13 protein-coding genes are annotated in these 12,142 nt (G+C 38.5%); 9 read left to right on the top strand and 4 right to left on the bottom strand.

The window, feature by feature from the left end; all coding sequences use genetic code 11:
• Positions 1 to 56: 56 nt before the first annotated feature.
• From V7097_RS00420 to V7097_RS00435, 4 genes are all read left to right on the top strand, one after another.
• Positions 57 to 1,421 carry a PTS transporter subunit EIIC gene (locus tag V7097_RS00420; protein WP_335701614.1) on the top strand — a complete coding sequence of 455 codons (1,365 nt, stop codon included), beginning with the start codon at positions 57 to 59 and terminating at the stop codon, positions 1,419 to 1,421.
• A gap of 113 nt (positions 1,422 to 1,534) precedes the next feature.
• Positions 1,535 to 2,608 carry a DUF871 domain-containing protein gene (locus tag V7097_RS00425; RefSeq protein ID WP_335701615.1) on the top strand — a complete coding sequence of 358 codons (1,074 nt, stop codon included), beginning with the start codon at positions 1,535 to 1,537 and terminating at the stop codon, positions 2,606 to 2,608.
• Between the two features lie 717 nt (positions 2,609 to 3,325).
• Positions 3,326 to 4,513 (top strand): glycine C-acetyltransferase, encoded by a 1,188-nt coding sequence (locus tag V7097_RS00430; protein ID WP_335701616.1) that lies wholly within the window; start codon positions 3,326 to 3,328, stop codon positions 4,511 to 4,513.
• Between the two features lie 35 nt (positions 4,514 to 4,548).
• Positions 4,549 to 5,508 carry an L-threonine 3-dehydrogenase gene (locus V7097_RS00435; RefSeq protein ID WP_335701617.1) on the top strand — a complete coding sequence of 320 codons (960 nt, stop codon included), beginning with the start codon at positions 4,549 to 4,551 and terminating at the stop codon, positions 5,506 to 5,508.
• 105 nt (positions 5,509 to 5,613) lie between these two features.
• Here the strand turns inward: V7097_RS00435 and V7097_RS00440 are convergent, their stop codons facing one another.
• Positions 5,614 to 5,808, bottom strand: coding sequence for a hypothetical protein (locus tag V7097_RS00440; protein ID WP_335701618.1), 195 nt, complete (start codon positions 5,806 to 5,808; stop codon positions 5,614 to 5,616).
• Positions 5,809 to 6,005: 197 nt separating this feature from the next.
• Here V7097_RS00440 and V7097_RS00445 point away from each other — a divergent pair, with 197 nt between their 5' ends.
• Positions 6,006 to 6,365, top strand: a complete 360-nt coding sequence (locus V7097_RS00445; RefSeq protein WP_335701619.1) for a cupin — start codon at positions 6,006 to 6,008, stop codon at positions 6,363 to 6,365.
• A gap of 57 nt (positions 6,366 to 6,422) precedes the next feature.
• Here V7097_RS00445 and V7097_RS00450 read toward each other — a convergent pair whose 3' ends face one another.
• Positions 6,423 to 6,569, bottom strand: a complete 147-nt coding sequence (locus tag V7097_RS00450) for a hypothetical protein (protein WP_335701620.1) — start codon at positions 6,567 to 6,569, stop codon at positions 6,423 to 6,425.
• Positions 6,570 to 6,661: 92 nt separating this feature from the next.
• Between V7097_RS00450 and V7097_RS00455 the strand changes: the two genes are divergently transcribed.
• The 4 genes from V7097_RS00455 to V7097_RS00470 all read left to right on the top strand — a co-directional run bounded on the left by V7097_RS00455 (position 6,662) and on the right by V7097_RS00470 (position 9,098).
• On the top strand, positions 6,662 to 7,429 hold the full coding sequence (locus V7097_RS00455) for a class I SAM-dependent methyltransferase (RefSeq protein WP_335701621.1): 768 nt from the start codon (positions 6,662 to 6,664) through the stop codon (positions 7,427 to 7,429).
• Between the two features lie 185 nt (positions 7,430 to 7,614).
• Positions 7,615 to 8,415, top strand: a complete 801-nt coding sequence (locus tag V7097_RS00460; protein WP_335701622.1) for a DUF817 domain-containing protein — start codon at positions 7,615 to 7,617, stop codon at positions 8,413 to 8,415.
• Between the two features lie 2 nt (positions 8,416 to 8,417).
• A complete protein-coding gene (locus tag V7097_RS00465) occupies positions 8,418 to 8,783 on the top strand; it encodes a DUF5412 family protein (RefSeq protein ID WP_335701623.1) in 366 nt (121 codons plus the stop codon).
• A 96-nt stretch (positions 8,784 to 8,879) separates the two neighbouring features.
• On the top strand, positions 8,880 to 9,098 hold the full coding sequence (locus V7097_RS00470) for a DUF896 domain-containing protein (protein ID WP_335701624.1): 219 nt from the start codon (positions 8,880 to 8,882) through the stop codon (positions 9,096 to 9,098).
• Between the two features lie 66 nt (positions 9,099 to 9,164).
• Here V7097_RS00470 and V7097_RS00475 read toward each other — a convergent pair whose 3' ends face one another.
• Complete coding sequence (locus tag V7097_RS00475; RefSeq protein WP_335701625.1) at positions 9,165 to 11,393, bottom strand: YhgE/Pip domain-containing protein; 2,229 nt, start codon at positions 11,391 to 11,393, stop codon at positions 9,165 to 9,167.
• 96 nt (positions 11,394 to 11,489) lie between these two features.
• Complete coding sequence (locus V7097_RS00480; protein WP_335701626.1) at positions 11,490 to 12,062, bottom strand: TetR/AcrR family transcriptional regulator; 573 nt, start codon at positions 12,060 to 12,062, stop codon at positions 11,490 to 11,492.
• Between the last annotated feature and the right edge of the window lie 80 nt (positions 12,063 to 12,142).

Raw genomic sequence — 12,142 nt, forward strand, 5'->3', positions numbered from 1 at the left:
TAGTGTCAAAGTTTTATATAAAGTTTTGACAATAGAAAAAGATAGGGGGAGTAACGATGAAGAAGGAAGAATTACTGGCAAGAGGTATTTTGGAACGCATTGGTGGTGGAGAAAATATCGGTTCCTTCACCCATTGTATGACTAGGGTCCGAATTAATTTAAAGGATGAAGGCAAGGCGAGTATTAAAGAATTAAAAGAGCTGGACGGTGTCATGGGAGTCATTGAAGATGACACACTGCAAATTGTAGTCGGACCAGGTACTGTTAATAAAGTTTCTGATCACATTACTCAAATTACAGGTATTAAAATGGGCGAAGCAATAGATGCCAATGATGATGACCTTGTCAGTATGAAAAAGAATGATCTTAAAAAGAAAAATAACACTCCTGTTAAAAACTTATTAAGGAAAATTGGAAGCATTTTCATTCCGCTTATCCCAGGACTTGTTGCATCTGGTATTATTAACGGGGCTGCTGGTTTTGCAAAAAACGCAGGTGTTGATCCAACTTTAACTTGGATGCAAATCTTAACGGTTCTTGGTGGAAGTATTTTCGGATATTTGGCAATCGTTGTTGGTTGGAATACAGCGAAAGAATTTGGCGGCACACCTGTTCTAGGTGCTATCGCTGGTATCATTACTATGCACCCTGGTTTAGCAGAAATTGTTCTATTTGGACAAAACTTAATTCCAGGACGGGGCGGATTGTTTGGAGCGATGTTTGCCGCTTGGTTAATGGTATTTTTCGAGAAAAGGTACAGAAAGTTTGTTCCAAATGCAGTCGACATTATTATCACGCCATTATTAACAGTTTTAACAGTGGGTATTTTAACTATTGCAGCTGTTCAACCTTTTGCAGGATTACTTTCAGATCTTATTACAAGTGGAATTCATGTTGTTTTAGATGTTGGAGGAGTGGTAGCTGGTGGATTATTGGCAGGTTTCTTCCTACCACTAGTTATGCTAGGTCTTCACCACGGTTTGACACCAATTCATATGGAGTTAATTAACTCTGTTGGATCAACCGCTTTACTTCCGATTTTAGCAATGGCTGGTGCAGGTCAGGTTGGTGCTTCCATCGCTATTTTAGTAAAAACGAAAAATAAACGCATTAAGAACGTTATCAAAGGTGGTCTTCCTACAGGTTTCTTAGGAATTGGTGAACCGTTACTATACGGTGTTACATTACCATTAGGTCGTCCGTTCATTACAGCATGTTTAGGTGCTTCGGTCGGTGGTGCATTCCAGGCGGTTATGCATACTGCTGCAGGTGGAATTGGTGTATCTGGTATACCGTTGATTCCGTTAATTGTTGATAATAAATACTTGATCTACTTCTTAGGATTAGTGATCACTTATTCTGCTGGATTCTTATTCACTTACTTCTTTGGATATAAAAAGGAAATGGATGATAGCTTCTAAGAATTGGTAGTATCATAGATATAATGAAACAAATGGGGGGAGAGCATTAATTCTCCCCCTTTTAAATTTTGAGTAGATTTACACGAATAAGTATGGTCGAAAGGGGAAGAAAAATGCTTGGAATATCAATCTATTTAAACGAAGAATTATCGGAACAAAAAGAATTATATATTGAAAAAATGAGTAGACTCGGTTTTAAAAGTATTTTTACATCTCTTCATATTCCGGAGGATGACCCTAGTCTATATACGGACCGTTTAAAAGCACTTGGTTCATTCGCAAGAAAATATGATATGGAATTGTTTGCTGATATATCTCCTAAGTCACTAGAATATTTGGGATACACATGGGAAAATGCAGAGAAATTACAAGATTGGGGCTTATCAGGTTTAAGGGTCGATTATGGAGTTTCTGAGGAAGTGATTGCAAATCTTTCAAGAAAAATGAAGATTGCTTTAAATGCAAGTACCCTTACGAAAGAAAACATAAGCAAATTAAAAGAATATGGGGTCCAACTTGAATTTGTTGAGGCCTGGCATAATTTTTACCCTCGTCCAGAGACAGGTTTGGATATAGTTGAATTCAATCGTACGAATAAATGGCTGAAAGCTGAAGGGATCAAGGTTATGGCTTTTATTCCAGGTGACGGTGAAAAAAGAGGGCCACTTTTCAAAGGCCTGCCAACCATTGAGGACCATAGAGACTTTTCGACATTTGCAGCTTACCTCGATTTTCTGAATAATCCTTTTGTGGATAAAATCCTAATCGGTGACCCGACAATAAGTGAATGGTCAAAGAAACAATTTGAAAGCTTCCAAGGAGGAATAATAGAACTTAGAGCGATAAGCGTGACAACTGATCAAAAAATACTAGAGCAACTGACACGTGTACAATCCAATAGGCAAGATGCTGCAAGGGATGTGATTAGATCCGCAGAATCCAGATTATATGGGCTCATTGGAGATTTTCCTGTAAAACCTGAAAACACTGTTGAACGTTCAGCGGGATCCATTACTGTAGATAACTGTGAGTATGGAAGATATCAAGGAGAAATCCAAATTACAAAATATCATCTACCTACAGATCTAAAAGTGAATGTTATCGGAAGAGTAATTGATGAAGACTTGCCGTTATTGGATAATATAAGTGGTGGAACTAAGTTTAAGATCCATTGGGTTACGGATTAAGTTCAATATAGTTAAAGACAAATGCAGAGGTAAATTGCCCAAACGTTGCGCGGGAGACAATTTATGGCCTCTGCTTTTTTGTTTGAGTCGGAGGGACACCATCATGCTTGGAAGGTCATCAACCCCATAGAAATATTCAACCAGGGACGGTCCGACGGGTTTGGAGAGTAGCTAATCTCTTGGAAATATACAATTGAGTGCCCTCCAATGAGCTTTACGCTATATAATTCCATATTTATACCAAAAGTTATAACATATAATGCTTATATGCATGAAGGTTTTCCTAAAATATCCAAAAGTCAGGTAATATAATGATTTTATATCATATCATTTTCCTATTTTATCTAAATGTCCGATCATATCGCGCTTTTATATTAGAACTTTTACTTAAAATTAACAAAAGTCAATTCGTATCATGTTTATATCCTATAACATTTTACAAAATCCCCCAAAAATGTACTCAAGTCCTATTCTTATAAAATTAGTTTTCCTTTTTCGCCCAAAACCCAACGATAAAAACTCACTAATTGAATCACAAATCCGAAACAAACAAATAATATAATAATAGTAAGAAAAATTGTCCACTGGGTATAAACAATTGATGAATAATGTGGTAAAGTATGAAGTATAAATGTTGATATAAAAGGGTTTATGAAAGAAATTTTGTATTTCTGGAAAATACACTTGTGTTTTGTAAACATACAAAGGAGGATTCTAATGTCGAAGGTATTGGACTCATTTTTGCATGAAAATCTGGAGGATTTAAAGAAGAAAGGTCTCTATAATGTGATTGATCCTCTTCAAGGGGCAAACGGACCTATCATCAAAATCAATGGGAAAGAACTGATTAACCTTTCCTCTAACAACTACTTAGGCTTAGCGACAGATGAGCGTCTAAAAGAGGTAGCCAAAGAAGCAATCAATACGTATGGGGTTGGAGCGGGGGCGGTTCGAACCATCAACGGGACACTTGATCTTCATCTAAAACTAGAAGAAAAGCTTGCGGAGTTTAAGCATACGGAAGCAGCTATTTCCTATCAGTCTGGCTTTAATTGTAATATGGCAGCCATTTCTGCTGTTATGGATAAAAATGATGCGATTCTTTCTGATGAGCTCAATCATGCTTCAATCATCGATGGATGCCGTCTTTCAAAAGCAAAAATCATTCGTTTTAATCATTCTGACATGGATGATTTGAGAAATAAGGCAAAAGAAGCTACTGAATCGGGCTTATACAATAAAGTAATGGTCATCACAGATGGTGTTTTCTCCATGGATGGTGACATTGCAAAGCTACCTGAAATCGTACAAATTGCTGAGGAATTCGATCTCATTACATATGTAGACGATGCCCACGGTTCAGGTGTGTTAGGAAAAGGAGCGGGTACAGTTAAACATTTTGGTCTATCCGACAAGGTTGATTTCCAAATTGGTACTCTTTCAAAAGCTATCGGTGTTGTCGGTGGTTATGTAGCGGGTAAGAAAGAGCTTATTGACTGGCTAAAGGTTCGAAGCAGACCATTCCTATTCTCTACTGCTGTGACACCTGCTGATGTTACAGCTGCAACGAAAGCGATTGAAATTTTAATGAGTAGTACAGAACTCCACGATAAGCTATGGGAAAATGCCAACTACTTCAAAGAGCAGTTAAAGGAACGCGGCTTTGATATAGGCCACAGTGAAACGCCAATTACTCCAGTTATTGTTGGGGAAGAAGTGAAAACACAGGAATTCAGTAAGAGATTAATTGAAGAAGGCGTCTATGCGAAATCAATCGTATTCCCGACTGTCCCTCAAGGAACAGGAAGGGTGCGAAATATGCCGACTGCCGCTCATACGAAGGAAATGCTTGATCAGGCAGTAGCGATTTATGAAAAAGTAGGCAAGGAAATGAACATTATCTAAAAGCTAGTCAATTGACCACCTCGGGGGAATGAATAATGGAGAAAATTGTTGTAACTGGAGCGCTTGGCCAAATTGGGTCAGAGCTTGTCACAAAGCTACGTAAGGTTTATGGTGCTGATAATGTTGTTGCGACAGATATTCGAAAAACGGATTGTGAGATTATCCAATCTGGTCCGTTTGAGCTTTTAGATGTGACAGATGGAAAAGCAATGTATGACATTACAAGAAAATATAATGCTGATACTTTAATTCATTTAGCCGCATTGCTTTCTGCAACCGCAGAGGCTAAACCACTTTTAGCCTGGAACTTAAACATGGGTGGGCTAGTTAATGCATTAGAGGTTGCTCGTGAGTTGCGCTGTCAATTTTTCACGCCAAGCTCAATCGGAGCATTTGGTCCGTCTACGCCAAAGGACGGAACACCACAGGACACCATCCAGCGCCCCACGACAATGTACGGTGTGAACAAGGTTTCAGGTGAATTGCTCTGTGATTATTACAATCATAAATATTGTGTTGATACGAGAGGACTTCGCTTTCCTGGACTGATTTCGTATGTGACCCCACCTGGTGGTGGTACGACAGATTATGCTGTGGAAATTTATTATGAAGCTCTAAAAAATAAAAGCTATACCTCATATATTGCCGAAGGAACATATATGGATATGATGTATATGCCTGATGCACTTCAAGCAATTATTGATTTAATGGAGGCTGAGGAGTGCAAACTGAAGCATCGAAATGCCTTCAATGTGACGGCTATGAGCTTTGCGCCAGAGGAAATTGCGGCAGAAATCAAAAAACATATCCCTGAGTTTACGGTGAAGTATGAGGTGGACCCGGTTCGCCAAGCTATTGCTGAAAGCTGGCCAAATTCAATTGATGCCACTACTGCGAAAGAAGAATGGGGCTTTAAGGCTAAGTACAATCTTGAAACGATGACAAAGGATATGCTCGATCAATTAAGTATAAAATTCGTAAAAAACGCAGGATGAATAAGTGGGAGTATGAATGAGCAATTTAATTCATACTCCTTTTTTCTTTTAAAATCACTACCAGCTGACAATCCTGGTAATACGTCTTTGGTGATTCTGTACGTATTAGACACCCATTTTTCTGCGAGTATTGCTTGGTTTCTTTGTTTGTTGGCTTTTCAATTTTTTTGTTGATAGGTCAGCATTCATTTTTCCTTTGCTAGCAGAAGACTGGGCTTTTTTGTTTTCAAGCTGTTGCTTCATGGCCTCCTGCAGGCTAATCTTCTTTTTTGGTGTTTCAGATTGATTATTCTCGGTCATAGGGGATTCCTCCTTATTGAATATTTAGTTAGTACAGTATAATCTATTTTCTTACATTTGTGAAACCAGTCAATTGTGATTGTATGCACCTGACAAAAAGAGTATGAATTTGAGGGGGAATTCATACTCTTTTTATTGGAAAAAGAAGGTGAATCTATTTGTTGTACTGAATAATAACGGGTATAGGAGGTCATATTATGGAATTTTTTAAATTTGATAAAAGTAGTGGTAAACAAATATCACAGTTTAATTCTGATTTTATGATGTCTCGTATTATTCAAACGAGTAAACCAGCTCACATTGGTTGTATGCACCTCGGGGAAAATGGAATTGTTGGGTATCACCAAGCAGTAGTGCCACAACTACTTTTAGTTGTAAATGGCGAAGGCTACGTTCGTAATGAAAAAGAAGAATATTTTAAAGTAGAGTCTGGCGATGCCGTTTTTTGGGAAAAGGATGAATGGCATGAAACAAAAACAGATATAGGATTAACAGCGATTGTCATTGAAAGTGAGGAACTAAATCCATCATTGTTCATGTCGGTAAAAAAGTCGTGATCTAAATGAATTGGAATGCACCGAAGCAGAAAAGAAAAAACCACTCAAAGTGGTTTTTTAATCGCGCATTGCTCCGGCTTCTCGGGAAGTTATGTCACCTTGTCCTTGGCTCACATCTGTTTGAATTTCTTGTTTTACTTTTTGCGGATCAGTTCCGGCAACATTTGTCTGCGTATTATTCTTTTTAGGTTGTTTTTGTGGCATACAAATCCTCCTTAATAAATTTTACAAGCTTAGTATTAACAAAAAACCTTATAAAATCCTTTGGATTATATATTAAGAGTGGGTGTAACGAATTGAGTTCAGTGAATGTTTGGAATCCAAATATGTACGATGAAAAGTTTACTTTTGTTTCGAATTATGGAAAAGGCGTCGTTGAATTATTGAATCCTCAGAAAGGAGAAAGAATCCTTGATTGGGGCTGTGGAACAGGAGACCTTACCTATCAAATCTCTCAAACTGGTGCACTTGTGACAGGAATAGATGCATCATCAGAAATGATTACAATGGCCCGTGAAAAATATCCTTCCATCCCTTTCATAGTTGGGAATGGCGAAACTTTTAGAACAACGGGAACGTATGACGCCGTTTTTTCGAATGCGGCCCTTCACTGGATGAAAAACGCTGAGAAAGTGGTTGAATCCATTCAAGGTGCATTGCGTCCAGGTGGCAGACTGGTAGCGGAATTTGGTGGGAAAGGTAATGTTCAAACTGTCATAAGCGGGATTTCAGAGGTGCTTTATCAAGAATTCGGAGTAAGTGTAGAGTCAAGAAACCCTTGGTATTTTCCTAGTATTGGGGAATATAGTGAATTGTTAGAGCGATATGGATTTGAAGTTTCATATGCTTCTCATTTTAATCGCCCTACCAAACTACCGGACGGAGAAAATGGATTGTCTCGCTTTTTAGATAGCTTTGGAGATGATTTCTTTCCTGAGTTTTCTGAGGATGAAAAAGTAGGAATTTATGAAAAGATAAAAGAGAAGATACAACCAGTGTTATTTAAAAATGGCATATGGGAAGCAGATTATAGACGGATTCGTATTCAAGCCATAAAAATATAAAATAGTTCTAAATTAAGAAGCATTTCTCAGCCTGAGGAATGCTTTTTTTTTGTTATAAATTTCAATAATATTTTATTGCAAATCGATAAATTTTATATTAGAATCAATATGAAAATAAATTGTGGGGCCAGATTGGACAATGTACCTGTCCCTCTGACCCACCCATAAAAATGGGGGCATAATTGATGAGAGCAGTAAAGCAGCTTGTTCGTTTTGGTTGGGAGCAGGCCCTATCGTGTTTGTTTCCTGTTGTTATATTTGCCTCATTGGCTATTACTCAAGTGATCTCACTTCCCTTCCTACCAAGGTATGACTGGCTGCTTATCATCTGTCTTCTTATGCAGTGGTTAATGGTGCGATCTGGGCTTGAAACACGTGATGAGCTGAAGGTTATTACCTTATTCCACCTTATTGGTCTAGCGCTTGAAGTCTTCAAGACACATATGGGGTCCTGGTCATATCCGGAGGAAGGATTTTTCAAGATTTTTGGAGTGCCTTTGTATAGTGGATTCATGTACGCAAGTGTAGCAAGTTACCTCTGTCAGGCGTGGAGGAGGCTTAAGGTCGAGTTGGTCAAGTGGCCACCATTTTTGATAGTAGTAACTCTTGCAGCTGCGATTTATTTAAATTTTTTCACCCATCATTTTTGGGTTGATATTCGTTGGTGGTTATCCGCCCTTGTGATTATCGTCTTTTGGAGATCATGGGTCACATACGAGGTTGGTGGAACTCGTTACCGTATGCCACTCGCGCTTTCTTTTGTCCTCATCGGGTTTTTTATATGGGTAGCTGAAAACATCGCAACCTTCTTTGGGGCGTGGCAGTATCCAAACCAAACCGAGGCTTGGAGTTTCGTTCATTTAGGAAAGGTGAGTTCATGGCTCTTGTTAGTGATTGTTAGCTTTTTGATCGTAGCTACGTTAAAACTGGTTAAGGGGAAAAGTCCAATAAGGGTCGATACGGTTCAATCCGTTGGTCGAGGTTAAATGTGAAAATAAGAATCCTGTTATTTCTGTTAATAATAGCCCTGATAGCAATAAAGTTTACTTATTATCCAAGTCTAAGTGGTCTTTCATTAGAAGGAGTACAAAAAATTGGTGAAATACCATCTCTAGATAACCAATACAAACTCAATGTTTATTTATACGGAGGAGTTCTACTTAAATCAGATTACAGCTATGTATATGAGTTGGAGGATTTAATTAATTCTGGGGAGAAAAAGAATATTCTATGGCTTGGACCTGGTAGTCGCAGCGTAACATGGAATGATAATCACACTTTGTTAGTAGACGAAATGAATGTAAATATTCGCAAAGACACATATGATTATCGATGGGATTTCAATGGGAATTAATCCAGGTAGATTACGCATAGAACTAGTCCAATCGAGAATATTATGTAAAAATAAGGTGAATACGAATTGCCAAGCACATTAGAGGGAGCGAGTAAAATGATTGAGAGTTTAAAAAGAATCAACGAGTTAGCGAAAAAAGCACGTGAAGAAGGACTAACACCAGCGGAAAAGGTAGAGCAACAAGTGTTACGTGAAGACTATTTGCGTGAAATTCGCGGACAGGTGAAGGATACATTCTCATCATTAAAGGTGCTTGATCCACTTGGAAATGACGTGACGCCTGAAAAAGTTCGGAAATTAAAAGCTGACGAATAAACCGAGTCAACTTTTTACTAAATAAACAAGCTAGGGACCAAGCATCCCTAGCTTTTTTCATGCATTTTAATTCATTTCAAGTTGTACTTTTTCCTTCTTCATTTTCATGGCATAGTACCCAATTGTAATTGCCATAAAAGCAACCATATAGGTTAGCAGAATTAAGTTGTTGTGCCACATGTAGGCAAAATCGCCACTTGAAATAACAGCCTTAAAGGACTGAACGGAATATGTCATTGGCAACAATGCGTTGATTGGTTGTAGTGCGTTTGGAATTAACTCAAGTGGGAAGGTTCCAGCACTGGTAGTTAATTGTAAAATTAATATGATGATCGCAATGAAGCGACCAGGGTCACCCATCATCGTTACCAGCATTTGAATTAAAGTTAAAAAGACAAAGCTTGTAATCAATGATGTGACAAAGAATAACGGAATACATGCGACTTCAATTTTTAATCCCTCTAGTAAAATGACATCAACTAGAACTGCCTGGATGATACCGACAATTGCTAACACGCCAAATTTGCTAAAGAACCAGCGGAATGCATTCTTTGGTTGGAAAACAGGTTCTTTAAGTTTAAACACGATGGACATAAGCAATGCACCAACAAATAGACCGAGTGAGATAAAATATGGTGCAAATCCTGTTCCATAGTTAGGCACTGTGTTAACTTCTTGCTTTTTAACAGTAACAGGTTCACCCATCATGTCATAGGTTTCGTCATTCGCTTTAACGGAATTTGCATGCTCAGCACCCTCTGCTAGTTTCTTGGCAAGCTCAGTCGAACCGTCAGTTAGCTGTACTGTACCCTCTTTTAGTTCCTTCGAGCCATCCGCAAGCTGTCCGGCTCCATTTTGTAATTGACCTGCGCCGTTTGTTAGTTGTCCCATTCCGCCTGATAAATCATGTGCACCATTTTGAAGTGCAGCAGAGCCATTATATAATTGGCCAATTCCTTGTTGTAAGTTGATTTGACCTTCATTAACCTGTTGTAGCCCGGATAATAGTCGATCAAAGGCTGGACTAGTTTGTGTTTGTAATTGGTCTGCTAAGCCAACTGTTGCCGTACCGAATTGTTGATGTAGATTGGTTTTGAATTGTGTGAAGCCTTGGTTTAGTCCATTAGCGATTCCTGCTGAGACACTTGGTTCAAACTGTTGGGCCAATTGTTGTTCAAGTTGTTCTTGAAGTTCATCTTTCGTTGGTTGGCCTTTAGACATTTCACTAATAATATCAGGAACTTGTGCCTCGTTTATTATCCCTTTTTTGACTAAAGTTGCTAAAAGACCCCCTGTATTTTCTGTTTGAGACGCAATCATTTGATCTGCCAACTTTTCAGACAGATTAGCCGAAATCCCGTTTGTAAGCTGTGATGATAGTCCAGTGCTGAGCCTTGTTTCCAGCTCATCAAGGCCAATTTCTACCTTGCCTACACTATCATTAAGGTGATTAGTTATACCTTCCGCAATTTGTTTTGGAAGTTCTTCCTTCATTTGCGCAACCCCGTCTTGGACTTGATTTGTCCCATCAACTAAAGAAGGAAGCTTCTCGTTAATCTCGCCAATTCCAGCTTTAACTTGATCCGTTCCAGAAGCAAGGTTAGTTGCACCCGATGCTGCTTTTTCAACTCCGTTTGTAAATTCAATTGATTTAGAAGCTAATATGGCTAGATTTTCTTCTAGTGTTTTTGATCCGTCATTTACTTTCGCAACACCTTCAGCAAGCTGTCCAGACCCGTCACTTGCTTGTGTTAAACCGTCTGCCAAGTCCTGAACCTTGTCAAACATGTTTTCTGTGTAAGTAGCTGTGACGTTCTTAGAAACTTCAGCTTTGACTTTCTCGATGGCTGTTTCTCCAATTTGTGAAGATAAAAAGTTTGTGCTTTCGTTAGGCACATATTTAAGCTCTAATTTTTGTGGATGGTTATCAAGTAAAGTAGTTGCATTCGTTGAAAAATTTTCAGGAATTTCAACTAGTACATAATAATCCCTGTTTTCAAGCCCCTTATAGCCGTCTTCCTTTGACACAATTTGAAAATTAAATGTGTGGTTATCCGAAAGCTTATCGGTCAGCTCTTTTCCAAGCTGTAATTGGTCCCCTTCAAATGCAGCTCCAACATCCTCATTTACAATGGCGACCGGTAAATCCTCCATATGGTCATATGGGTCCCAAAATGCCCAAAGAAACATTCCGGCATATAAGACTGGAACAAAGGCAACTGCCAAAATTGGGATAAGGACCTTTCGGTTGGAAAGGATACTTTTTAATTCAGCAAAAATGGATGATCCCTTCATATAAAATTCCTCCTATTTAAATAATCGACTGTTTTGTTCAAATGGTCATTTTTGACCAAATAAGATGGGTACTCAATTTGAGGACCCTTGACATGGCTACTTTTCTAATCCGTTGAAGAAATACAGCTTAAACAAATTTGAGATTTCTTCTTTTTCAAGTGGTTCGTGATGTCGTTCCCAATCAAAAATTAACGAAACATACAGCTTTAACATCACAAAAGCAGTAATTTCAGGATTGCATGGCTTAATCTCATCGCGTTCGATTGCCTCTTGAATAATGACTTTCATATAGTTGACTATGGCCTGCTCGACACGTTGTACGACTTCAACAACAGCTTGCGTCCCGATATCTCTTTCTTCCTGAAAAAGCTTGATTGTTAACTGGTGGGACTTTCGAAATTCAAGTAATCGGAAGAGCACTCTGTGTGCATTTTCATAAAAGGTACTGTTTTTGTCCATCGCTTCTTCGGCTACTACCTTCATGTCACGTATGAGAGTACTGATGATCACATCGAATAATTCCTCTTTATTTTTAAAAAAGGTATAGATCGTGCCTTTTCCGACATTCGCAAGCTTGGCAACTTGGTCCATTGTTGTCGCTTTGTACCCGAATAAAGAGAATGATTTTGTAGCAGCCTCAATGATGAGTTGTCTTCTATCAATCGCCACCTTCGATCACCTCATTTTTTATAGTATGACCAATTGAGAAATTTAGTCATTTAATTCACAACGAAAAATATATCACATCA

This window comes from Bacillus sp. JJ1562, from assembly GCF_036962705.1.
Classification (GTDB): domain Bacteria; phylum Bacillota; class Bacilli; order Bacillales; family Bacillaceae_L; genus Ferdinandcohnia.